Annotated in this window: 14 protein-coding genes; 3 read left to right on the top strand and 11 right to left on the bottom strand. The window is 45.3% G+C overall.

Annotation, left to right across the window (positions count from 1 at the left end):
• Positions 1-238: 238 nt before the first annotated feature.
• The 6 genes from MJZ26_11550 to MJZ26_11575 all read right to left on the bottom strand — a co-directional run bounded on the left by MJZ26_11550 (position 239) and on the right by MJZ26_11575 (position 7,060).
• On the bottom strand, positions 239-2,449 hold the full coding sequence (locus tag MJZ26_11550; protein ID MCQ2106412.1) for a hypothetical protein: 2,211 nt from the start codon (positions 2,447-2,449) through the stop codon (positions 239-241).
• 259 nt (positions 2,450-2,708) lie between these two features.
• Complete coding sequence (locus MJZ26_11555; protein ID MCQ2106413.1) at positions 2,709-3,122, bottom strand: PIN domain-containing protein; 414 nt, start codon at positions 3,120-3,122, stop codon at positions 2,709-2,711.
• The gene (locus tag MJZ26_11560; GenBank protein ID MCQ2106414.1) at positions 3,119-3,337 is read right to left on the bottom strand and encodes a hypothetical protein; all 219 of its coding nucleotides are present in this window, start codon (positions 3,335-3,337) and stop codon (positions 3,119-3,121) included. The genes MJZ26_11555 and MJZ26_11560 overlap by 4 nt, the downstream gene beginning before the upstream one ends.
• 244 nt (positions 3,338-3,581) lie before the next feature.
• Entirely contained in the window at positions 3,582-4,883 is a 1,302-nt protein-coding gene (locus MJZ26_11565) for a thiamine pyrophosphate-dependent enzyme (GenBank protein ID MCQ2106415.1), read from the bottom strand.
• A 128-nt stretch (positions 4,884-5,011) separates the two neighbouring features.
• The gene (locus tag MJZ26_11570) at positions 5,012-6,418 is read right to left on the bottom strand and encodes a hypothetical protein (GenBank protein ID MCQ2106416.1); all 1,407 of its coding nucleotides are present in this window, start codon (positions 6,416-6,418) and stop codon (positions 5,012-5,014) included.
• 15 nt (positions 6,419-6,433) lie between these two features.
• A complete protein-coding gene (locus tag MJZ26_11575) occupies positions 6,434-7,060 on the bottom strand; it encodes a hypothetical protein (protein MCQ2106417.1) in 627 nt (208 codons plus the stop codon).
• A 22-nt stretch (positions 7,061-7,082) separates the two neighbouring features.
• Here MJZ26_11575 and MJZ26_11580 point away from each other — a divergent pair, with 22 nt between their 5' ends.
• Positions 7,083-7,733, top strand: a complete 651-nt coding sequence (locus tag MJZ26_11580; GenBank protein ID MCQ2106418.1) for a hypothetical protein — start codon at positions 7,083-7,085, stop codon at positions 7,731-7,733.
• Here the strand turns inward: MJZ26_11580 and MJZ26_11585 are convergent.
• Complete coding sequence (locus MJZ26_11585) at positions 7,696-9,804, bottom strand: hypothetical protein (protein ID MCQ2106419.1); 2,109 nt, start codon at positions 9,802-9,804, stop codon at positions 7,696-7,698. The genes MJZ26_11580 and MJZ26_11585 overlap by 38 nt on opposite strands.
• Before the next feature lie 147 nt (positions 9,805-9,951).
• Entirely contained in the window at positions 9,952-10,515 is a 564-nt protein-coding gene (locus MJZ26_11590) for a hypothetical protein (protein ID MCQ2106420.1), read from the bottom strand.
• 70 nt (positions 10,516-10,585) lie between these two features.
• On the opposite strand from MJZ26_11590, the gene MJZ26_11595 reads away from it, so the two are divergent.
• Positions 10,586-11,206: a hypothetical protein gene (locus MJZ26_11595; protein ID MCQ2106421.1), complete on the top strand. Its 621-nt coding sequence runs from the start codon at positions 10,586-10,588 to the stop codon at positions 11,204-11,206.
• On the opposite strand, the gene MJZ26_11600 is transcribed toward MJZ26_11595, so the two are convergent.
• Positions 11,181-21,089, bottom strand: a complete 9,909-nt coding sequence (locus MJZ26_11600) for a neuraminidase-like domain-containing protein (GenBank protein ID MCQ2106422.1) — start codon at positions 21,087-21,089, stop codon at positions 11,181-11,183. The two genes, MJZ26_11595 and MJZ26_11600, sit on opposite strands and share 26 nt — an antisense overlap.
• A gap of 244 nt (positions 21,090-21,333) precedes the next feature.
• Positions 21,334-22,002 carry a DUF6261 family protein gene (locus MJZ26_11605; GenBank protein ID MCQ2106423.1) on the bottom strand — a complete coding sequence of 223 codons (669 nt, stop codon included), beginning with the start codon at positions 22,000-22,002 and terminating at the stop codon, positions 21,334-21,336.
• A 309-nt stretch (positions 22,003-22,311) separates the two neighbouring features.
• On the opposite strand from MJZ26_11605, the gene MJZ26_11610 reads away from it, so the two are divergent.
• A complete protein-coding gene (locus MJZ26_11610) occupies positions 22,312-23,991 on the top strand; it encodes an AIPR family protein (GenBank protein ID MCQ2106424.1) in 1,680 nt (559 codons plus the stop codon).
• A gap of 69 nt (positions 23,992-24,060) precedes the next feature.
• Here the strand turns inward: MJZ26_11610 and MJZ26_11615 are convergent, their stop codons facing one another.
• Positions 24,061-24,594, bottom strand: coding sequence for a hypothetical protein (locus MJZ26_11615; protein ID MCQ2106425.1), 534 nt, complete (start codon positions 24,592-24,594; stop codon positions 24,061-24,063).
• Between the last annotated feature and the right edge of the window lie 481 nt (positions 24,595-25,075).

Raw genomic sequence — 25,075 nt, forward strand, 5'->3', positions numbered from 1 at the left:
GCAACCTCCGGCGTGACAGGCCGGTGCTCTAACCAAAATTGAGCTACCACCCCAGTGGTTTGTTTGGTCTTTCAACCGAACGACCCAAATATATAAAAGCATTTTATGATTGTCAAGTGTTTTTGACAAAAAAACATATAATATCTTGTTTTTTGTCGTCGACATCCTGTATTGAAGTTTACTGGTATCAAATTCAGGAATTGTTTTGGCCTGCAAACTTCAATAATCCAAATCCTTGCTATTTGTCCTCTTCTTTTTGAATATCCTCGAGCTTTTTCCACTGGCCGGAGGAACAAATATAGATCACATCATCGTATGTCTTTTTGGTGCCTTCCTTTTGTTCTGTGCATGTTCCAAACAGGGAGTTCATATTGGTGTTCCAGTAACGAGTTCCGTCACAGAAGTAGGTGGAATCCTTAAAGACTGCAGTTTTTCCTACGCTATCTGCATTGCAAAGGCCGACTGTGTACTCCACCAAGGATACTTGTTTCCATTTACTTTGTGTACAGATATAATAGGCTCGCCCATAAATTGTATTTTTGTATTGCGACATCAATTCTCTGTCAGGTGTACAGAACTTTCGGAGATCGCTTTCGTCACCTTGTGGTTTTCTCCACTCGCCATTATCGCACATTTCTTTTTCTTCTTTATAAATGGTGTACTGTAACTTTTCGGTACAGGGACCATAAAACTGCTCTGCATTGGTCTCTATCCATTTCTTGTTTTCACAGACATAGAGTCTGTCTTTTGTAATGTCGCCTTCATTGGCTAGGGAGCAAATGCCATAGTAGTCTTCCAACGTAGAGGCTAAATCCCATTGGGAGTTTCTACAGACATAAAGCTTCGTTTTCCATCTTCCCGTTTCCAGTTCATTATTTGCAGTACATTCTCCCAGAACCTCATCCTTCGTGGTTGTTTTCCAGGTGTAGTCTTTGCAAATGAAATTGGTGGTACTGTCGATAACTTCGCCGAAACGAGCCTTGGAGCATAAACCGTAGCGTTCTTCCAGCAGGGTCATTCTCTCCCAAATTTGGTTTTTGCAGACATATTTTTCTTTTCCTATGGGTTTGACATCCATGATATTGTCTTCATTGCACGTTCCAAGCTTGTCTGCTTCAGTCGCCTTGACCCAACTATGATACTTGCAGACGTAGGTGTCTGTGGATGTTTGCAATTCTCCGAAGCGCTCCCTTGTGCATAGGCCAAAGGTGGAATCCTGTAGCGTCAGACCATGCCAGCTAGAGTCCATGCAAACATACTGTCTTGTTCCGAAGTTCCTGATTTCAGTGGATTCATATAGCTTACAAGCACCTAAGTACTCGCTAGGTGATAAATCGATCCATTGAATTCCATTGCAGTATCTTGGATATTTGCCTTCATGGGTCAAAGTATCGCCATTGATTGATGCAGTGCAATACTTCGTACTCAAATCACCGGAACTAGCGGGGGTGTACCGTTCACCCCTACAGATATGAAGGGTTTTAGCATCTTTGGAAATGGCTTCTCTACCTTCGGTTTCGTAACTGCATGGCCATGATTTCAAATTGTATTCACGATACCATTTGGAATTGGTATAGCACAGGTAGGCTTCTTCCTCGTCAATCTGGAATCGATCTGCAAATTTGCAGTCGTCTGGCAAGTCTTTCGTCGTTGCAATTTGCTGTGAGGCCTGCAAGCAACGAACGGAGTAATACAGGTCTGGATTATATCCTTCATAGATTTGAGCGTTAGGCTTATCGTAAGAGAATACGACATAGCCTGCGCTATCTGCTGCCAGGAAATAGGCTTTTTTGAAAACATCGCTGCAGCTGTCGGATGTGCAGACTCCGCTGGGCAGTATTGAGAATCCTAGGTCGTTGGTTCCTTCCAGGGAACCGCCTTCATATGACTCCCATAGGCCTTTGGAACGTAGATGGGTGGTCTTGCCAGCCTTGTCTAGAAGACTTTGCCACTGTTCCATGGTGGGGATGGAGAAGCCTTCGGGGCAGTTCGGTGTAGGGTCATTGTATAGACGTCCGAAGTCACTGCAGTAATCCGTATCGCCGTTGTAGCACTTGGAATGTACGGATTTGCTACGAAGGTTTTCTGCCAGCCATATGTAAGAACCAATCTGTACAGTTTTGTAAATGTAGTCTGCATCCCTATCATAAATGGAATCGAGGGAGACTGTGGTGCCAAAGACTTCGTTGTAGTCAAGTTTAATGGAGCTAGAGGAATTGAGGCTACCGTTGTCTGCAGAACTGGAGGGATTCTTTGAATCCGAAGAATTCCCTGATTCCGTGGAAGAATCCTTGGAGTCGGATGAATTCTTGCTGTCAACATCCTTGATGGAGCTGGAGCTGCCAGACTCCAAGTTTGAGTCGTGGGAGACAAAGTTGTCGCTACCATCATCTCCGCAGGCCACAAAGAACAAACTTGCTAAAAATAAACTCCAAATGCGCTTAGCCATGTAAACCTCCTATTCCTTACGGCAAATTATAATAAAAAACGGCCCTGCTTTTTCAATTATGAGTTATGAATTACTAATTACGAGGTAGTCTCATAAAAAAGACGAGAGCCAAGATTTCTCTTGACTCTCATCTAATGCTTCGTCGGGTCTGGATCCTTCGACTTCGAGGCTTGCGCCTCTTCGCTCAGGATGACGACGTTAACCGATTACAGGCTTTAATCAGCAGCATCCTGGCAATTCTGTTAAAACGACGCCTTGCTTACTGTTGTTTTGCTAGAAATTCGGACGGTTGTATTGCAGGAACAGACGAGTTCTTGAAATCGTCGATGTTTCTGGTCACGATGTAGTCTAGTCCGCTTTTGGTGGCGCACTGGATTTGCAAGCCATCCTCAAGGTCATCCGTATTCGGATTTTGGACTACTGCTATAAAATCATTGGCTTTTTCAGGAATCACTGTAAAGAATTGGCAGAACATTTCAATCAGTTTTAATCTCTGAATAACGGATAGGTCTTTTCGGAGAATGTAGTAGATGTCGCAGAGCGAGTGTGCCGAAACGAAGCCTTGGTGTTTTTGTTTAATGCAACTCGCTATGATTTCCTTGGAAATGGCGGAAAACGGCTCTCTGCGTTGTACCATGTCGAGAATGACATTCGAATCAATGAGCAGGTTCATTCAACATCCCTGCTTGCTTCGCGTTCTTTCTTGAAATCAATATCGCGGTCGACGGATCCTGCGATTTCATCAAGCATGTCTAAGCCGACCGAAACATTTCTCTCAGCTTTTCGTTCTTCTAGAATATTGTCCAGTTTTTGACGAAGGACAATAATCTGAAACAGGGGGAGCTTTTCCACCTGGGTTTCAAGGTCTGCAAATGCCGCGTTTGTCATGTTGGCCTCCGTTTTACACCAATATACATTTTTCTATCCGTTTGAACAACCTTGTCGTGGCGGGGTTGAAACGATGTATTGCTAATTACGAGAAGGTCTCATAAATCATAATTCGTACTTCATAATTGTCTTTTTATTCCTGAAAAAAAGACGAGAGCCAAGATTTCTCTTGACTCTCATCTTTATTACTTCAGGTCTGGATCCTTCGCGACCATCGGTCGCTCAGGATGACGACGTTAACCGATTACAGGCTGATGAGACCTTCAGTGTCCTGGGACATTGCGGTGTAGAATGCAAAGCGTGCATCCACTTCCTTCTGGAGGTCGTCGGCCAGCTTCTTAGCAACTTCCGGGTTGTTACGGGTGAGCTGCTTGTAGCGGTTTTCGGTGTAGATGTATTCTGCAACCGGGATAGTCGGGGCCTTGGAGTCGAGAACAAGGGGAGCCTTGCCTTCGGCGGCGAGAGCCGGGTTGTAGCGGAGCAGAGTCCAGTAACCGGAATCCACAGCCATCTTCTGGTGTTCCAGCTGGCTGTTGAGATCGAAGCCGTGGTTGATGCAGGGGCAGTAGCAGATGATCAGAGACGGACCATTGTGAGCTTCTGCTTCCTGAAGAACCTTCAGAGCCTGAGCGTCGTTTGCGCCGATGGCGATACGGCCAACGTACACATTCTTGTAGCTCATGGCGATAAGACCGAGGTCCTTCTTGCCAGCGCGCTTACCAGCGGCTGCGAAGAGGGCGACGGCGCCACGGTTGGTGGACTTGGAAGCCTGTCCACCAGTGTTGGAGTAAACTTCAGTGTCAAGGACGCAGATGTTCACATTTTCACCGGTTGCCATGACGTGGTCGAGACCACCGTAACCGATGTCGTATGCCCAACCGTCACCACCGAAGATCCATACGGACTTCTTGACCAGGTAGTCGGCGAATTCGTCGCGGAGGCTTACGGAAGCTTCGTCGGTTGCACCAGCGAGAGCAGCCTTCAGTTCAGCAACGTTAGCGCGCTGAGCCTGGATGCCGGCTTCGTCGGACTGATCCTGAGAAGTGAGCTTAGCCTTGAGTTCGGCAGGAACGTTCACAGCTTCGAGGAGGCTTACAGCCTGGTTTGCATGCTTGGTGATTGCAAGACGCATACCGAGACCGAATTCAGCGTTGTCTTCGAACAAGCTGTTAGCCCAAGCCGGACCGCGGCCTTCCTTGTTCTTTGCCCACGGAGTAGTGGGGAGGTTACCACCGTAGATGGAAGAGCAACCAGTTGCGTTTGCTACAACCATGCGGTCGCCGAAGAGCTGAGAAACGAGACGGACGTAAGCGGTTTCGCCACAGCCTGCGCAGGAGCCGGAGAATTCGAACAGAGGTTCGAGGAGCATAGCCTGCTTGACAAGGTTCTTGTTAACCTTGGTGCGGTCAAATTCGGGGAGGTCAACGAAGAAGTCCCAGCACTTGCCTTCCTGAACCTTGATGGGTTCCTGCGGCACCATGTTGATAGCCTTCGCGCCTTCGACCTTCTTGTCCTTACCGATATTTTCTATTTGGGCGTTCCCCACACTATCGTGTGGGTCGGGCTATATTTTAGGGGCAATTCGTGGCACTACGCACCCCGACTCGCCTCCTAAAACGGAGCCTCGCTACGCGAGTCTCCGCCCCAAGGGGTCACTATCCCTAACGCGATTTATCAGCCGTTCGATTGTTGCTGTGGATTCAAATTATCCAATAGAACCTGCGTTCCCCGGCTTTCAGCCTCAGCATTTTGGAACACTTCGCTCAATTTTTTGAGATTTTGTAGAGTCTTTCGGTCCGATTTTAACTTCATGATGGCGTCAATCAGGACTTTCGGGCTGATTTTTTCAATGGGAACTGTATTGTTTATCCCATATTTGCGAAGGCGCAAGGCGTTATCTATCTGGTCTTTGCCCAAGGGGAGAATCAAGAATTTCTTGTTGTTGTAGACGCATTCCTTGATTGTCGCAAGGCCACCGTGAATCAAGGCGAATTCCAAATTCGGGGCAGAAAGGATTGCTCGTTGCGGAACCCAACTGGCAAATGTAATGTTAGGCAATGTCTTGAACTCGTCCCATTCATAATCATCATAAAGTTTGGAACCAACGCCCAGAACCAAATGATATCCGCTTAATTCTGCAGATTTCATTGCATTACACATGCAATGGAAAAGGTGACGGGCCTTGCCTTCGTAGTCAAGAACCTGTGAACCTGCGGTAACAAAAATCAGCTTTTTGTACACTTCTCCTTCTACCGGATTTTCCGGCTGTAACAAGGCGTTATCCCACCCTTTTACATTCGAAGAAACCAAGTCCCTATCCAAGATGCAGGGTTCCACATAGTTGACTTTGTCACCCGGATTGTAATGGGAATATTCGTAATCATGCGGACAGGGAATCAGTTCCTCGAAATGTTCCAAGTCCTCTACAAATTTTTCCATTTTCACATCGGAATCTTGCAACAAATCAACGGATTTACCTCCTGCAGCGGTTTTCAATTCCTGATAACGGCACAAGTTCACCAGTTTAAAATATTCTGTCGGCGAGAATGCCATCAAATTCTGGAGAGCGCGCATGGCAGGGTCTTCACTTGGGTGCCGCAAATAGGTTGTCGAAATAACAACTTTCACCCCGTAAATCTTATGGATAAGCAAACTTTCCAGTGAAGTAAAATAACCCGAAACAAGTAAGTCAGGATTGACAGAGGTCATCGTATTACGAAAACTTTGGGCATCTTCATACAGATCCTTATTTAGCTTATCCTTGTAATTTACCAAATCAGCACCAAGTGCGCTATAGGCAATAGCCCATACATGATCCGGACGCCAACGTTCGTTGGGACTCGTGTGGGATTCGGTTGTGTAGCCTAGGGGGTAAATGTTTTGGAAAATCGGTGCGAACGGAAATTTCCCCGAAGTCGCACCTTCGTCACGATACGCATTAACGATCCCTTCGCAATCACGAATTCCCATATATTCTACGGAATGTCCCAACTTGGACAAGTCTTCCGCCCACTTGAGCGTAGGCAGCCAGTGTCCCTGTTCCTTGTAAACATCAGGCCAAAAAAGAATGGTCTTGGGCATAATTTTACTCCTTAATTAATCTTTTATGCAACGCACTGTTAATGCAGACCCACTATCTTTTGTTACAGATTGGATTAATACCTCATCCTTCCTCGTTTGGCTATAATTGAAAACCGCAGCTTTTGCCGAATATTGATCATTATCTAAAGCTATCCAAAAAGAAAGTTTATTGTCCTTATAGTAATGTTTCCTATCTACCACATACCCAGCAGCTAAAGCAGAAAAACCATATGCATCATCACCAGGCCAAACGGCCCATCCATCAAAGCCTTTTAACAAATTTCCGGCATTCTCTATTCCTACAAAAGTAATTAGGCTTTTCCATTCACTTTGATTTGGAACATGCCATCCATTAGGACAAACTCCTTTAACGGTGCGATTAGCTAATTCGCATTTTATTTTATAACCACATTTTATTGATTTCTTCTCATATAAATAAACAGAGTCTATTACAGCAGACCATGTGTAGTAACGGCCGTATTTAGAGCAGGAATCTGAATCCATCGGACAATAACTTCTAATCGAAGAATTAGCGATATCCGTTATTTCAAAATTCAAACTTTGTGCCATCCATTCTTGTTCGCTAATTTTTATGGTCTTATAGGTTTTTCCATCACGGTCATCATACAATGTTCCGTACACGCAATTATCTTCCGTTTTTGTTTTGCAAATTCCTGATATAGATGTCTCTGAACTATCCACGATATCGCTAGAAGAACTACTTTCCGATGACGAAGAATCTGCTGGTTTTACGCTTGACGAGCTTTCTTTTGTCGAGGATGACGATTCAGCCGGCTTTGCGCTTGACGAACTCTCCTTTGTCGAGGATGACGATTCCCCCGGCATTACGCTTGACGAATTCTCCTTTGTCGAGGATGACGATTCAGCCGGCTTTGCGCTTGACGAACTCTCCTTTGTCGAGGATGACGATTCCCCCGGCATTACGCTTGACGAACTCTCCTTTGTCGAGGATGACGATTCAGCCGGCTTTGCGCTTGATGAACTCTCCTTTGTCAAGGAAGATGACGATTCCCCCGGCTTTGCGCTTGACGAACTCTCCTTTGTCGAAGAAGATGACAATTCCCCCGGCTTTACGCTAAATGAGCTTTCCTTCGCCGAAGACGACGATTCTCTCGGTTTTACGCTGGATGAGGATTCCTTTAGTAAGGATGATGACATGCTTATTTCTATCTCTGGCTCAAAGGGATTTCTACTTGTTTTTTCATCACCACATGACATTAGAAATACAATGAAAATAAACACAAAAGATATTTTTTTCATAAAGTCCCCAATCCATTGCGTGCTGTATAACTAACATAAACAATCACATCCATCACTGATTTTGGATCAAATTTTTCCGGTGCCGAAATAGTTAAATTCCAATGCGATTCTATACCAGCGCCTTCAAATGGTGTAAATTTATCTCTTTTAAAACTAAATTCGTATTTACCACATATAGAGTTCGCAGTGCTGGTTGCAAATGTTTGCACCCCTATTCGATTCTCAATCCTGTCATTCGATGTGTAGAGAACGTTCCTATCCATACTTAGTTCTGCACTCAACCTTTCGTTGCTGCTACTAAATATTTGAATTCTTACATCTCGAATTCTTCCAAAATAATGCGGCTGTAAAAAATCATCAAAGAACATTTCTTTAGATAAACTAAATTCTTTAGTAAAGAAGACCCTTTTACTGTTTTCAACCGTTTCCCAATTCTCGGCATCATTCAACTCATCTAAAAACGTGACGTCTTTATTTTCATTATCAATTATTTTTGTCCCAACAACAATTTCACTCAAGCTCACCGGCCTTGTTATCTCCAGCTCATTCTTGTCATTCTCAAGATAAGCGACTTCCATTGCATGCAAGTCGGCGAGCAACTTTTCGCCAGCGAGCAATCCGCTATGCAGGCCGTCCCAATAGACGCCACAACCCTTGATAAAGGTCTTTGCGGTCTTGGGATTTTCATCGGTATCGCCGATTTCGAAATGGTAGCATTTTTCCGCCTTGCGGGCAACCTTCGCGGCCAACTGGAACAGCGTTTTGTATACACTTCCGGTCTCTTTCTTGAGCCATGTGTAAAGGTCTTTATTGGTGTACTTTTCGGACAAATGTTCGTACATTTCGTCCTTGAGCTCGATTTCGCGCTCGTAGTTCTCGAGCTGCTTCCTGGCGTAGTCGATCTTGATCTCGGCAGTGGTCTTTTTCTTCTGCACGTTCTTGATCTGGTTCGCCTTGGCAGTCTTCTGCATCTCCCAGGACTGCTCGGTACGGGCCTGTTCCCCAAGGACCTTCTTGAGCGCCGCTCCCACCTGCTTCTGGGCGAACTGGGAGGCGTAGCCCTCGGCCACGCTCACCAGGTTCTCGGCGATTTTCGTGCCGCCCAGGGATATCGAATCGAAGGACGGGCCGCCCAGGCCGTTCATGATGGCGCCGATTCCCAAGTCCGGGATCTTGTAGGCGACGGAAGCCGCCTTCTTCATGTTCTCGACAGTCTCCTGCACCTTCTTGACCTTTTCCATGGCCTTTTCGTACTGGGTTTCCTGTTCGGACTTCTTGAAGAAGGTGTTCTGCTGCTCCTGTTCCGCCAGGAGGTTCTCCTCTTCCGTCTCGACCGCCTCCAGCTCCTTCTCGAGCTCGTTGATGTCGAGTTCCGTGAGGGTCTTCTGCAACGTGAGCGCGGTCTTCTCGTGCGTCACGCGGAGCAGCGCGAGCGTTTCGGCATCGAATTTCTCGATGGCGTCCATCAGTTCCTGCCCAACGCGCTGCACGTCGCGCACAATCTCTATCGCCTTGGCGACCATCACCTTGAAGCGGTAGTACGGCAACGCAGACGAGGCGTCGGCGAGGGCGTCGCTGATAGAAACTCCGTTCGCTCTAGCCTTCACAAGCATGGCCGGGTCTATCGGCGGAGCAAATAGGGCGAGCGTCCTCTTGACCCCCTCGATGTTGAGGCTGTTGCGGATCTTGTAGAGCCTGTCGGCCACGGTATCCCAGTAGCCCATCAATGTCTCGTTGCGCGGCACGTTGAAGTAGAACATCATGCCCGTGGTGTGGGCCAACTGCATGGTCTTGCCGGGCAGCAGCCTCTGCGGGGTTTCCTTCTCGCGGCAATGGCCGGAAAGAATCGTATCCTCGTAGGTGACGAACGCGTTGTTCAACACGCCGTTCCCGTATTTAAGTAATTCGCTGACACTATACGCAGTGGTATTCTTGGGGCCGGGAACTTCGGCGCTCTTCGGTCCGAGGATCTCGGCGGCAAGGATATACATCTGTATGGCGAGGTTTACCGACTCGGTGGTGTCCTGGAATAGGATGACATAACCAAACTTTTGTTTAGTTTGATTTGGGGAAACAGGACAATTTATAATCTGATTGGGCTCCATAGTTTAATCCTTTATGCAACGAACAGAAATTGCATAGTTCGGACCAACATACCCAAGATCTCTAATTGAATCTTCGGCATCATTTAAATCATACGAAACAAGAAAAGTTTTTTTTGCAACAGGTTCCATACTCATCATTCTCCGAATCTAATCTTTAATGCAGCGTACAGGCAACGCTTCAACGGCGGATTTTCGCTCAGATTGGAACATAACGACATCTTTTCTGACTGAACTATAATTAAACTGAGCGCATTGCGCAGAATAATTATCATGATCCGTTGCTGTCCACAAATAACTCTTATTGCCACGGTTGGAAAATGCAGCATTGTGAACAACTCCTGACGGAAGAACAGAAAAGCCATATGAGTCAATTCCTGGCCAATTCTCCCAATCAGAGAAACTCTTTAAAACATCACCAGCATTAGAAACGCCAACAAAGTCTACCAATTTTTCCCATTCTTTTTGATTGGGAAGATGCCAACCATTGGGACACACACCCTTTATTTTTACGGTATCGGATGGGGAACATTTTTTTCCTGCTCCACATTGTATGGAATACTGTGTATATAACGAAATAGAATCTATGGCGGCAGTCCATGTGTAATAACGCCCATATTTTATTACGCAAGAATCAGCACTTCCTTTGTAGCATGTAGACCAAATAGATGTATTGGAAATTATTGAAACTTCATAATTGAGATTTTCCGCCATCCATTCCTGTTCGCCAATTTTTACTGTTTTATAAGTTTTTCCATCACGGTCATCATATACCGTTCCGTATATGCAATTGTCTTCCGTTTTTGTCTTGCAAATTCCTGCTGTTGAGGCTCCTGAGCTATCCGCTATATCGCTAGAAGAACTTCTTTCCGATGACGAAGAATCTGCTGGTTTTACGCTTGACGAGCTCTCCTTCGTTGAAGATGACGATTCATCAGGCTTGACGCTGGACGAGCTCTCTTTTATTGAAGATGACGATTCATCAGGCTTAACGCTGGACGAACTCACCTTTGTCGAGGATGATGACACATCCGGCTTGACGCTGGACGAACTCACCTTTGTCGAGGATGATGACGCATCCGGTTTTGCGCTTGACGAACTTTCTTTCGTCGAAGACGACGATTCTCCCAACTTCGTACTGGAAGAACTCTTCTTCATCGAGGATGATGACACATCCGGCTTGACGCTGGACGAACTTTCTTTCGTCGAAGACGACGATTCTTTCGGTTTTACGCTGGATGAGGACTCCTTTAGGAAGGACGAAGACATGCTTATTTCTATTTCTGGTCCAATAGGATTTTTGTTCGATTTTTCATCACCACATGAAATCAGAAATACCACACAAATAAACGCAATCAACATTTTTTTCATAATGTATCCTATCCATTTCTTGCTGTATAACTGATGTAAATAACAACATCAGTTATTGACTCTGGATTAAAATTCTTATGAGCGGAAATCATTAAATTCCAATGTGAATCGATGCCGGCCCCTTCAAAAGGAGTAAATTTATCTTTGCTAAAGTCAAAATTATATTTCCCACATACAGAATTAGCTGTACTTGTTGCATATGTTTGAACACCTATGCGATTTTCTATATCATTGTTTGGTGTATGGAGAATATTCTTATCCATGCTTAATTCAGCACTTAACCTATATTCACCACCTCCAATAATTTCTAATCGAACATCTCGTATTCTTCCAAAGGTGTGTGGCAAGCGGAACTCCTTAAAGAAAACATCTTCTATTAAGTCGAAAGACGTGGAATAAAACTTTCTGTTCCGATCATCGTCACTACTCCAATTAGTTGAAGTTCTTAGTTGATCCAAAATAGTAATGTCTACATTATTTCCATCGACTTGTTTAGTTCCTACAACAATTTCACTCAAACTCACGGGTCTCGTTATTTCCAGCTCGTTCCTGTCATTCTCGAGATATGCCACTTCCATTGCATGCAAATCGGCAAGCAACTTCTCGCCAGCGAGCAATCCGCTGTGCAGGCCGTCCCAGTAGCTGCCACAGCCCTTGATGAAGGTCTTCGCGGTCTTCGGATTTTCGTCTGTGTCGCCGATTTCGAAATGGTAGCACTTTTCCGCCTTGCGGGCCACCTTGGCGGCCAACTGGAAGAGCGTTTTGTACACTTTTCCGGTCTCTTTCTTGAGCCATGTGTACAAATCCTTGTTCGTGTACTTCTCCGAAAGGTGCTCGTACATCTCGTCCTTGAGCTCGATTTCGCGCTCGTAGTTCTCGAGCTGCTTCCTGGCGTAGTCGATCTTGATCTCGGCAGTGGTCTTTTTCTTCTGCACGTTCTTGATCTGGTTCGCCTTGGCAGTCTTCTGCATCTCCCAGGACTGCTCGGTACGGGCCTGTTCCCCAAGGACCTTCTTGAGCGCCGCTCCCACCTGCTTCTGGGCGAACTGGGAGGCGTAGCCCTCGGCCACGCTCACCAGGTTCTCGGCGATTTTCGTGCCGCCCAGGGATATCGAATCGAAGGACGGGCCGCCCAGGCCGTTCATGATGGCGCCGATTCCCAAGTCCGGGATCTTGTAGGCGACGGAAGCCGCCTTCTTCATGTTCTCGACAGTCTCCTGCACCTTCTTGACCTTTTCCATGGCCTTTTCGTACTGGGTTTCCTGTTCGGACTTCTTGAAGAAGGTGTTCTGCTGCTCCTGTTCCGCCAGGAGGTTCTCCTCTTCCGTCTCGACCGCCTCCAGCTCCTTCTCGAGCTCGTTGATGTCGAGTTCCGTGAGGGTCTTCTGCAACGTGAGCGCGGTCTTCTCGTGCGTCACGCGGAGCAGCGCGAGCGTTTCGGCATCGAATTTCTCGATGGCGTCCATCAGTTCCTGCCCAACGCGCTGCACGTCGCGCACAATCTCTATCGCCTTGGCGACCATCACCTTGAAGCGGTAGTACGGCAACGCAGACGAGGCGTCGGCGAGGGCGTCGCTGATAGAAACTCCGTTCGCTCTAGCCTTCACAAGCATGGCCGGGTCTATCGGCGGAGCAAATAGGGCGAGCGTCCTCTTGACCCCCTCGATGTTGAGGCTGTTGCGGATCTTGTAGAGCCTGTCGGCCACGGTATCCCAGTAGCCCATCAATGTCTCGTTGCGCGGCACGTTGAAGTAGAACATCATGCCCGTGGTGTGGGCCAACTGCATGGTCTTGCCGGGCAGCAGCCTCTGCGGGGTTTCCTTCTCGCGGCAATGGCCGGAAAGAATCGTATCCTCGTAGGTGACGAACGCGTTGTTCAACACGCCGTTCCCGTATTTAAGTAATTCGCTGACACTATACGCAGTGGTATTCTTGGGGCCGGGAACTTCGGCGCTCTTCGGTCCGAGGATCTCGGCGGCAAGGATATACATCTGTATGGCGAGGTTTACCGACTCGGTGGTGTCTTGCGTGAACAGCTGGTCGCCCCAGCCGATAAGCGCATCGAGATATTTCATCACCACGTACTTCTGGTAGGCCACGGGCCTATATCGGGCAATCATCTGCGGATCAAACGGGTCATTTTTCCACCGGTCAATCAACAACTGCAAAGACTGGTAATCCGGCAGCGCATCGTGGGGCGACGGCATCGACAATTCCGTGAGAATCGAACGGTCCGCGTCCAGGTTCGCGAAGAACGGCAGGAACTTCCAGTACTTGGCCCCCTTCGGGAGATCGCGCACAAAGCGTTTTGTCATCTCGTAGTTGGAAAGGCCTATACGCGGGTCAAATACAAGCTGCAACCATTCAAGCGCTGCTGCATAGTTCTGCTCCGCGAGCATCTTATCTGCCAATAGCATCGGCACAAAGAAGAACAGTTCCCAGTTGTAGATGGACGAAGCAGTACCCCAACTGAAATCCACCATCTCCGCCGGGAAGGGTTCCGCCACGGCCGGGCCCGGCAGGTAGTTATGTTCGAACAATGTCTGCGACAAGTCCCAGGCCTGCCAATCGCCCGCCGTGTAGTAACCAAGGTAGACGCTGAAGTAATAATTGTAGTAGGAATACGAGTAGTAGTAGCTGTCCGATACGGGCAAAGCCTCGGTTTCGCGAGTATAGAGGTTCTTGACACCGCCATTCTTGAAAATTCTGCGGAATTCGACCGCCTGCGGGTTGGAAATCATTTCGACATGGTAGTTAGGAACGCTGTTCGCACCCATACCGCCGTCGCCGGAAACGGTGCGGACGAGGTAAGTCCCCTGAGAGTCCATGAAGAAGAAAGGCCTGTCCGCATGATAGATGAAAGCCATGTTTACTGAAAGCAGCTTGTAAGTGATATCTCGCGTATTGGCAAAGATGACCGTACCGTCGAGCAGAACAAGTTCTCCGACATTGTAATTATGGAACATGTTTCCGACAAGGCGGCAATGGGCCGGACAATGATTTTCTAACGGTTGACCCATATCCGGCGTATACATTTTCGGTCTTGATTCGGCTGAATCCTGTCCGCTAGTCGACAGGAAAAATGTTCCTATATCGACAATCCTTTGTCCTGCCAAATATTCGCGAGTGCGTTCCGTTTTCAATACATAGGTGGTTGCAGTAGATGCATCAGGAATGCTGTTAGCAATAGCAACAGGATATGTATTCCATACATCTTTAAAATTCGAGAATGTTCGCCATACCAACAAAGTCAACGAATCGGCATTGCTCGAAATATCTGCCAAGAAGTATCGGTTGGCTAAAATCTCGTTTTCGCCCAGAATAAAATCAAGCTGGTTTTCGGACACGTCGTAAATAGCCTGTTTTCCGACTTTGACTCCGGTCCATTTCGTGCCGGTATAACTTACCCATTTAAGCCTGATTTCGGCAAAATATTCCACAGAGACTGTCGCCTGATTTGTACCGGAATCTCCGGTTTTCTTCTGTCTCTCTCCCTGCACCACCTGTAGCCACAGAATGTACAGGTGCCCGCCAAAAATTGCCGGCTGGATAGAAGCCCCATCGATTTCAACAGGGACTTCTTCCCACGGGCTCCAGTATCCGCCATAAAGCGGAGTCGCCTCGTATGTGCGGTAATAGTAGGCATGGGGCTCTCCGCGGGTACAGCCGATTATATGCAGCGTGTAGATTGTTCCGGCGTGCACACCGCCATTCTGCATGCATGCGCCCACAATGTCAATCTCGGATGTGTCGGTGACCTTTTTCAGGTAGTCGCCGAGGGCTTCGGTCAAGGCTTCCTGATCATTGCCTATTTCGGCCAGGCGGTCTTCAAGATCCTTGAAGAATGGAGTCTTGTCTTCGCGCAAGTCCCCGTCTATCCAGTTTTCAGGGTAAAGGAACACCTTGCGGTTTGCTACCCACACCTGGTAATTCTTCATCCATTCCCACTGCTCTTTTTGCGTATCGTTCAGCGTGTAATCACCTTCAATGCCCATCAATGCACGTTGCACGTAGAGCTGGATGCACGACACCGCCTGGACGGTACGGGAAATGGCCATGTCCGGTTCCATCTTCACGTCGAACAGGTAATAGGAATAAATGTCGTTCTCGTCGACAAAGGCGACTGGATAATAATCGCTTGTAGCCGGATTTTGAGACTCGTGGCATACAACCGCAGCAAGCGCATTCCGCTTTGACTGACGGACCTTGTCGTGTACTCCCTGGATGAACTTGTTCCATTCTGAATTGGTACGGACCAGTTTCAGGTTTTCTTCTAGCTTGTCGACATAGCCGGAATATTCACCTGATGCAACCATCTGAAGGATATTTCTCAAGTCAGCCGGCAGAGAGTTTGTTTTCCTGTAGAGATAAAGCAAGTCTGCAAACTTGCACCATGCCGAGGGATATTTTACAGAATCAACGCCTGCTTCTTCGCAGAGTTTGTTGAAAACGACTTCTGAAGTTTGGATTTCTTTACTATCGCCAACCAAGTATGCCAACTCACCGTACTTGTAGACTTCTCCCATAATCTGCGATGAAGCTGCAAAGGCATAAAGAACATTTTTGAACAAATCGTATGCTGATTCCGATTCTACAGATTCTTCACCTTGTTGTTCCGGCACATTTTCGGATGGAATGAGATTGATCCAATCCCATGTGAATCCGAGTTCTACGGTCTGTGTATATTGGTAAAGAGCAGCGCAGCGAACTACGCGGTTGCAAAGTTCCGCTAAAGATTGGGCATTAGTTTCGGTCAGCTTCTTGTTTTCGGACGATTCGGTCTCTTCTGCCAAACCAATCCATTCCACGAAGTCACAAACACCATTAGATTCCAGCTTCTTCAACAGCTCCGCAATGACATCTGCTGTCATGGAGAACTTTTCTGCAAGGAAGGTCAAGGTACGTTCGGCAACAAGCTCTTCGCGAAGTTTTTCGTACATCGCTTCAGCGTTTTCCAAATCATCCTTCCACGTATCAGAAGGTTCTGAAACATATCGGAATAGTTCGCACAAACAGGTTTCGCTGTAATCTCCATTGTACGATGGGAAGCCATTTCTCCATTCGTTGAATATTTCTTCAGCATCTTCTCTACCCAATGTTTTCAATAGGCCGAGAATTGCCGTATCATAATCATATTCAACAGTTGCTGCCGGTGTTGCATTGCTATCACCCGATGCAACAGTTGATGTACCTGTTGAATTCTGAGAACCATTCGCACCTGCGGACGGAGAATTGCCTGTGGTTGTAACAGGCGGCAACTTTTCCTTTTCCTGAGCCACACATTCTTTCAGTGATTCCTGTACGGCAGAATTTAGCTCGCAAGCAAAAGCGAAAGCCTCGTCGGCATTCATCAATTCCGGTTCAAAAATTGACTTCAAGTCATTTACCGAGAGCGAGGAATTGCGCAAGATTTCCAGCTCGTCAATAGCCTTGTTACATAGTTCTCGACTTCCGAATTCAACTGGGAAGCCAATACGACCCAAGAAGAGGAAATCTTCCACAGAAAGGCTGTTCTTGGTAATCCACACATTGTACACGTAGAGAATTTTTAGGTTTTCCTCTAAAATTTCATATAGGTCACTAATATGGGGTGGCACGGAGTCTTCTCTGGTTATACCAAAATTCTGCAAGATGAGTATAGCATCTTGCGGGTCTATGCCAAGGCAGACTTTGGCTGCGACAGCTATCTGATAACAGAGCGTGTTGAGATTACTGTTGTCGATAGTCTCCTGCGCGGAGGAGCCCGTGGAATATTCAGAGAACAGAGAATCTATCGGGAAAATCTTTTCCAGTTCCTTATGAGTCAAGGAAGATTTTCCCAAAAGAAGTGCGGACTCAAGGTCCGTCAAGTCAAGCCGAGTCTTTAATTCTTGGATTGCCGCCAGTTCGGGAACGCTGCATTCCCATGTCCTTGCGATTTCTTCGATGCTCCAGCCCAATGCGGCACGGCGACGAACGAAAACGGAAAGCTTGAAGAAGAAATCTTTTTTATTGCTGTCTTCTTCATCGTCATTTATAAAACTGATGGTATATCCATTGACATCCGCCAACTGGTATAATACAGAATCCGCATTTACGACAACCTTGGGTTCGGCCAAGTCGGATTCAGCAAATACGGACGAATGGAATATTTCTACAAATTCTTCGTATGTCAGCTGTGCGCGGTCAAGAACAAAGGCAAGATAGCCAAGGACATTGAACCATTTCCCTTCATCGTCATTGGCCGTTTTATTCTCATTTTCTTTTACACGCCTAGATTTGTCCGGGAAGAAAATATTTTCGTTGCCGTTTTTGTCCAAGCCCCAAAGTTCCCACACATCTTTCGAATATGTACTTGCGTCGTTAGAAAGGTATTCCGGGGCATAGCCGTTCAACAGGATGGATATGTTTTCATCCAAGTCATCGTGAAGCTTTCTCGACAAGGACACGAAATTCAGGGAAAGGTTTTCAAGAATGCCCGAAGCACGTTCCCGGTCAAAGTTCTTTAGCAGGAGCATCGGATAGCACCTGTTTTCAAGAACCGCCATGGCGGCTTGCTCTATCTCTTCGCCGGTCAATTCCTCCGCCGCAGAATTTGAGTCGTCATCTTTTTTCTCTATTTCCGCCCATGGACACGGGTTGGCCCTCAAATCTTCCACGGTGGCGTCATCCGGAGTTTGGTTGCAGAAAGGAATGACGGTATTGTACCGCAAACTCTTCTTGGAAACAAGGCTTTCCAAAAGTTCAATAGCCAAATCAATTGTCGGGAGCGAGACCTCGGCGTTTGCCTTGGTCATGTTCAATTTTAGCACATCTGGGCGGCGCCAGATAAACCGATTGTACGCATGTCCTTGTTTCAGGAATTCAAGTAAATCCAACAGGTAAGCCGAAGCGCTCAATATGGACTGGTTCTGTGTTCCCGGATTACGGTTCAGATACTTGAACAAAGTTTTCCAGTTGGCAAAGTCCTTGTTCTGTAATCGTTGCTTGGCAACATTGCTGGAATTCGGAGTTTGATTTTGTGTCTCGTCACCGGCATCAGAGGAGTCTTCGCTGCCGACTGGTTCCCCCTCTGCATCTTGATCAGTATCTTCAGTACTTTTCTGGAAACCGCGAGGAATCGACAGGATGCTGTCGCCGGATTCATTCAGGCTGCCGTGATAGCGTTCAATATCGAGCGTCGCACTTGCAACAAAATTCTTGGCAAGGCGGTGGATGTTGGTCGCCAATTCTTTATCGCCCATTCCCAGACCGTGTTCCGCCACGAACCGTTCTTCATCCATGAGGGCAATCTGGGAAGCGGAATAGATTTCGTTGCGAATGAGATAGGACACCGCTTCTGCATTGCTCGTCAAACGGAATAGACGCTGAAGTGTTTTGATTTTTTCTTTTTCATCTTTAGAAATCGTAATGTCTTTTTCTTTCGTGAAAGTGTCAATATCAGATGAATTTAAATCAAAATCTTTCCAGGCGTCTTTCTGCAACTCAAGAATTAAGGCATTCCAGGCATTCTGTTCTTTTGCCTTTCGGTTGGCTTCCTTTTGTTCTTCTGTTAAATTTCCATTGGATGGGGTAATCAAACTAATTACAGGAACAAATTGAGCTGCAAGTTTCGTTAAATCCGTTTGCGGAAATTTTGCCCGGAGTTTGCTCTTTAATGTTCGAACTGCAATATTTTTCTGCTCGTCATAAGTTGTACCAGGGAAATAATCAGACGGCAAATCAAGCGGAGCCTTTGTACACCAAGCCTTATAATGATTTTTCGTTTGATCAATGACATAACCCCAGAAATATGTTTCGTCATCGGTGGTTTTCGATGTGTGGTCAATTTTAAATTCATTTTCAAGTTCAAAAATATCTTCAAGTTTTTTTATTCTTGATTGATTATTTTGATCAAGACATATTGAGTATGTTTTGATTACATTGTAAACACCAAAAATTAAATCTGCGCAATTGTCACAGAAATCACGGATTTCAACTAATAATTTTAAATCCGAAAGATTTTCATCAGAAATTGATTGTAAAAGTTCAGTCCCGTTCGCAAGTTTATAAACATAAGAAAGGCCACTTTCATCAACCATACGCACCAACTCATGGTAATCGCAGCCTGCATCCATAAATGCATTTGTTAGCGCGTACAACTTTGCACGGAAAATAATATCGTTAATGTCGGTACTATTCTCTTTTAATAAAGGAAGACTTGGTTTTTTGTCTGTTGAACCAAACCAGAACTCTTTTGCCAATAACAAATAGAAGAATGTTAAAGGAGAGAGTTGGTCATCCTGCCTTGCAATGGCGTCTTTGGAAGTCTGTAGTTTTCTCCAGATTTTATCTTTGAAGTCTTCTGCCGATAAAGAAGAATTGATAACATCGTCAGCAATGGCGGCATTTATGAGTTCTACGCACTTGTCAATCCCCAAGGAAAGCAACGTTGACATATCCGTCATCTTGTTGCCCGCAAGCAGTGGATAAAGGTACTGCGCTGCCGTAGGAATGAATTCGGATTCAATTACATTCGCAAACTCCATTTCATGGGCCATCTGGTAAGCCTTGAAATACGCGCGAACATTTTGTTCATCTATGTTTTCACGTCCCACGACCAAAGGCAATCGCGTGACATCATCCAAGAATTCAGCAATTCTGTCATGTGGTTTCTCCAAAATCGTCTTGTCATACGCAATCACCGTTTGATAGTAAATATTCAACAATTCATCGAGATCTTCAAAAGCCGATTTGTTACAGTATTTCGATTCAAGGTCAAGGACAAAGTTTATTTCCTGTACAGATTGACCATTAAATACAAGCGGAGCAGAATAAAAACTTCGTGGACGATTATCGGACGGCCCAGTTCCTCCTTTAGTGTAATGGACTTCCGCAAAAAGGGACGCCTTGTCTTTTCCATTGGCAACGTTACTGTCAAGTTTTAGTCCCACAGGGATTTTAGATGAACTGTATCGTATTTCATAACAACCACAATCATCCGGCGTAACATGAGAAGCAAGCATTACCTTTACAAAAGAACCTATTTTCTTTTTGCCGTTACCTTCGATATTATTTTGGATGCTTTCTGATTCTTGATAATACAAACAAAATGCAGCAACTTCAATATTGTCTTTTAACGGATAGTTCAGCGTATTTTTGATGGTACCATATATTTTGCAATCATAGTCCGTTGATTCGTTCGCTTCTGAGTCTGAACCGGATGAAGATCCTGAGTCTGTTCCCGAACCTGACGAAGAACCCGAATCGGTACCGGAGCCAGATGATGAGCCGGATCCTGATTCCGAGCCAGAATCTAGAGCGGTTACCTCGATGTTAATAATTTCAAAATTTGAGGCTACGCTTGGTCCCACAACATCTTTTACAACTGTTCTGTCCGCCGAATATACGCGAACGAGTAAATTTGGCTTTTCGATAGACTCATTCCCCTGCTGAAACATACCCGTCGTGTAGTTGATTGAATAAAAGCCATCTTGATTTAATTGGCATAAACCAAGTTCAATTTCATCCTCGTTTCGGATATCGAAAACCTTGACATAACCAGCTGTATACGGAATATTATTCGAATCGCAAATTATACCGCAAACATTCCATACTTCATTTGCTCCACCATTGACAACAATATCGCCGATATTCATTTCTGCCGTTGGCGCTGTATAGATTTCAGAAATCCACAAAGGATTGTTTTCATAATCAGTTACACGAATTTGCAACTTGGGGAGAGCGATAGGCGGAAAATTCTGTTTCTGAAAATTACTTGTGTGAAACTCGAGCTCAAAAGCACCCGTAGTTGCATTAATGTCTGCTTCCGCAACCCATTCCCATCCACTCTGAGGGATTACATGGTATGCCATGATTCGTCCTTGGTTGTGGAATACGGAACCATCCGCATTGTGAATTGTGCCGCGAACATACCAAAGGTTGGGGTCTTGAGACATAGGGACTCCTTTTCAAGTGATAATTTTACACTACTTTACAAAAGTAATATAACCAATTTTAGAAACAACAGAAAATTTCCTATCGAAAATTTACGAAAATGCTACAATTTTTAGGAAGGGCAACCATTTTTTTGCGAAATTTATTCATTTTCGACAAAACGCCCTAATTTTAAGCAAAAATAAAAACTCCTGTCTGATATCCAATCAGGCAGGAGATTCATTGTTTATGTTTTGTATTTGATTGTTATGCGGCATTTTCCTCGTCCTTCGTTTCGGTGGGGATTTCGATTACTGCCGTTTCGGGTGTTTCCGGAGTCACGGTAATCTTGCCTTTTTCCTTGCGAAGTTTCAGGTGGGCCTTCTTCAGTTCGATGTGGCTGTTCACGGCCTTGATAAACTGTGTGCAGCCTTCATCGCTTTCTAGGGTCGCCTTGCCGATGGCAAGCGTCGCCACGATACCGAATGCATCCAGGCACCGTTCACGATAAACCTTGGTGAGTCCGTTTTCCTTGGCGGCGAGTTCCTTGTTGCGGGTCTGCACGGCTGCCAGGTAGTCGTTGTTCTTCTTTTCAAGGTTTTCGAGCCAGGGTTTGAATCCGCAGGCTTCCAGTTTCGCATCGCCAATGGCCTTGAGGCTGTTGACGATGTTCGTGATGACACCTGTGGACTGGTCCTGATTGAGGTAGAAGGGATCCGCATTTTCGATAAAGATCTTGCGGAGTCTTTCTCCGGTGGCGACGACATCCTTGTCTGCAAGGGACTTGAGGCTCTTGGCAAAGTTCCGGCTGGCGGCGTATGCGGCGTTGCGTTCCTTGTCAAGGCGGCTCACGATACTTGCGGCAGATTCGTCCACACTTACTTCAATGAGGTTCGCATATTCGGTTACGGCACCAGTTGCGTCAGTTTTGTACAAGTTATCGACACTTTTGTCTCGTTTGTGTAAAACAGCACTTTGTTTGTTAAAGCCGCTTTACAAAAGGCACGAAAGTGCTCCTACAAATGTTTTAGCGGCTTTGTTCCTGAACAAAACCGCTTCTACAAAAGTTCAAGCACGATTGTTCACGGACAAAGCCATTTTTACAAAAGTAGGCCCCTCTTGGTGTTAAATCATATCACCTCTACCGGTCCAACGGTCTTCTTTTGGCATTATATAGCGATGTTGAGGTGTTGACATTAATCGTAAAATAGTTTATTTTATAAAATAGCTAAGGAAACATTAATAATGGACATTGCCAAGCAAATTGTGGATCAACGAATTCTTGGGCTTATCAAAGAGAACCCAAGTATTTTTACGGAATCCGAGGAAAAGAACATTTCCAAGGCGTTTCTCATGTTGGGCGTGTCCGCGTATTTGGATCTTGACATTCCTGACACGCTACAATACATTACGGAAGGGCGGAATGATGGCGGTTTTGACGCAGCCTATATTGTTGATGGTGCGGACATGCAGCTTAACGTCATCCTTTTCCAATCCAAGTATACCCGAAATTTGGATAGTGATACAAACTTTCCCGCAAATGCAGTTGAAAAGGCTGTAAACACAGTGAAGTGCGTTTTTGATCCTTCCGCGCACATGGTCTTAAACGAGCAAAGTCAAACAAAAGTCAATGAAATCCGCTCTCTCATTCTTGAAGGTCATATTCCATACGTGACTTTCGTCATGCTTAATAACGGCTTGAAATGGAATGAAACGGGTGATAGCTACATCAAGAACACCTTTGGCAATCAACCCCAAGTAAAATTCGTTCACTACAACCATACAGACATTGTTAAATACGTAACAAGCCCTAAAAAAATAAATACGCAACTAACCTTGTCTGGTGCGGCAATCCAAGAAAACTTTAATTACAAACGGGTTATTCTCGGGAAGGTTCCTGTAACAGAGGTTTTTGCTCTTTTTGAACAATATGGCGACTCTCTCTTAGAAAAGAACATTCGTCGATACTTGGGAAAGAATGCTGTCAACAACGGAATTGTAGAGACGCTTCTTGATGCCCAAAAGAAGCAGAATTTCTTTTTTTACAACAATGGGTTGACCCTGGTCTGCGAAAAATTTGCATATAATGGATTGCAGCAATCCAACTGGATTGTCAAACTCGATTCGTTGCAAATAATCAATGGTGGCCAGACCTGTAAAACGATATACCAAACGATAAAGGAAAATCCAGCATTGGATTTTTCCCAGATTTTTGTACTCGTTCGAATTTACGAACTTAGCGATGACGAACAGACGATAAGAGATATTACTTACGCCACCAACAGTCAAAACCCTGTTGATCTTAGGGATTTAAAAGCCAACGATGAAAAGCAAACCTTGTTAGAAAAAGGGGCTGCCGAATTAGGATTCACATACAGACGCAAGCGTGATTATAGTACTGCGATAAACGCAATTCCGTCAACAGTCGCGGCGGAATCTATTCTTTCTGTATGGCGAAACAAACCTCATATAGCAAGATATAGGAAAAACGACCTGTTTGGTAGCTATTTTAATGAAATTTTTGGTAATGTGAATGCGGCTCAGATGATTGTCGCTGTGCAAATTTTCAGATATTGTGATGCGATAAGGAAACATCATTCCGGCGAACCAAACCGTGATGCGATTAGACCTTTTGAAACACACTTTATGTCTAACATTGTGGGTAAATTGCTTCTAGAACAGAAACAGATTGAATACAAGAATATTGACCATAAAAATTTTTACGACATACTTTCGTTCTTTGATGAGAATAAACAAAATTTAATTACACTCGGTGAAACTCTTCTCTACAAAATGCTCAGTGAGTATTTTCAGAAAGAAGCAATTAACGAACTGGATGGAAGAACCATTGCGACTGCATTCAGACGTTACGATTTGCTCGAACGATACATAACAAATCCCACTTGGTGGAATTCTCACAAATAGAATAAAATTGAATCAGTATAATAAAGACGAGTGAAGAAAATCTTCATTCGTCTTTAATTTTGAAAAAAACTAATCTATTTCGCAAAGAAATTCTGTTGGCGAGCCGTTCCAAGATTTCACTTGATAACTTTTTGAATGTACGGTATAATTACTTTGAATTGCCTTACCAATTTCATTTGCTCTATTGATGGCTTTTTCTACTATTTTCCCTTCGTTGTCTTCTAAATAAATACCTGTCACCTGAGCAAATTTCTTATAATGAATTACAACAAATCCCTGCGCATTTTTTTCTGCCACTGCTTTTCTAAATAAAGAAATGGCATCTTTATATTGCGGCGAGTCAATTTCATAGGGAAATTCATATTTTGCATAGATCTGATATTTATCTGCTAATTCCATTCTTTTTTCTTTCGCCATTATATGAGCTTGACATTCGGTAGCAAGATCTGCCTCCAACTGATTTACCATTTCTTCGGAACCACTTTGTCTATAAGGGAGCATGAACCTTTCGTATAGTTCACGAGATTGTTTTATTTCATTGTCACAAAGCTCGGTAAAATACCGTTCAGCATCTTTTCTCGTCAAAACATCTTCTAATAACATATTTCACCTCAATCCCCTGAAAAAAATACATTCATTTCGCTTGGGATAACGAAATAAATGTCACTAACACATTATATGTAAAATAACTTAACAAAATAAAAATGTCAATTATGCGGTAAGCCAGGCGTTGCGGGCTGGCGTCTGAAGCCCGCTAGAAGGGGATGCGGAAGACCCGCTAGGGTGGGATGAATAGGAGAAGCCCGCTCAAGGCGGGCTTGACAATGGGTGGGGTCGGGGCTGGAGCGAGGGGGAGACTTCCCCCTTTGTATAAAAAAAGACGAGAGCCGAAATTTTTCTTGACTCTCATCTAATGCTTCGTCGGGTCTGGATCCTTCGCGCGTTACCGCGCTCAGGATGACGACGTTAACCGATTACAGGCTAATCAGACCTTCAGTGTCCTGGGACATTGCGGTGTAGAATGCGAAACGTGCATCCACTTCCTTCTGGAGGTCGTCGGCCAGCTTCTTAGCAACTTCCGGGT

This window comes from Fibrobacter sp. (assembly GCA_024398965.1).
GTDB lineage: Bacteria > Fibrobacterota > Fibrobacteria > Fibrobacterales > Fibrobacteraceae > Fibrobacter.

What these genes read in the sequence shown, in the direction of transcription:
- MJZ26_11615 (MCQ2106425.1), bottom strand. Translation starts at nt 24,594, where the DNA reads ATGTTATTAGAAGATGTTTTGACGAGAAAAGATGCTGAACGGTATTTT.
- MJZ26_11610 (MCQ2106424.1), top strand. Translation starts at nt 22,312, where the DNA reads ATGGACATTGCCAAGCAAATTGTGGATCAACGAATTCTTGGGCTTATC.
- MJZ26_11555 (MCQ2106413.1), bottom strand. Translation starts at nt 3,122, where the DNA reads ATGAACCTGCTCATTGATTCGAATGTCATTCTCGACATGGTACAACGC.
- MJZ26_11560 (MCQ2106414.1), bottom strand. Translation starts at nt 3,337, where the DNA reads ATGACAAACGCGGCATTTGCAGACCTTGAAACCCAGGTGGAAAAGCTC.
- MJZ26_11590 (MCQ2106420.1), bottom strand. Translation starts at nt 10,515, where the DNA reads ATGGCGGAAAATCTCAATTATGAAGTTTCAATAATTTCCAATACATCT.
- MJZ26_11600 (MCQ2106422.1), bottom strand. Translation starts at nt 21,089, where the DNA reads ATGTCTCAAGACCCCAACCTTTGGTATGTTCGCGGCACAATTCACAAT.
- MJZ26_11585 (MCQ2106419.1), bottom strand. Translation starts at nt 9,804, where the DNA reads ATGGAGCCCAATCAGATTATAAATTGTCCTGTTTCCCCAAATCAAACT.
- MJZ26_11595 (MCQ2106421.1), top strand. Translation starts at nt 10,586, where the DNA reads ATGCAATTGTCTTCCGTTTTTGTCTTGCAAATTCCTGCTGTTGAGGCT.
- MJZ26_11550 (MCQ2106412.1), bottom strand. Translation starts at nt 2,449, where the DNA reads ATGGCTAAGCGCATTTGGAGTTTATTTTTAGCAAGTTTGTTCTTTGTG.
- MJZ26_11570 (MCQ2106416.1), bottom strand. Translation starts at nt 6,418, where the DNA reads ATGCCCAAGACCATTCTTTTTTGGCCTGATGTTTACAAGGAACAGGGA.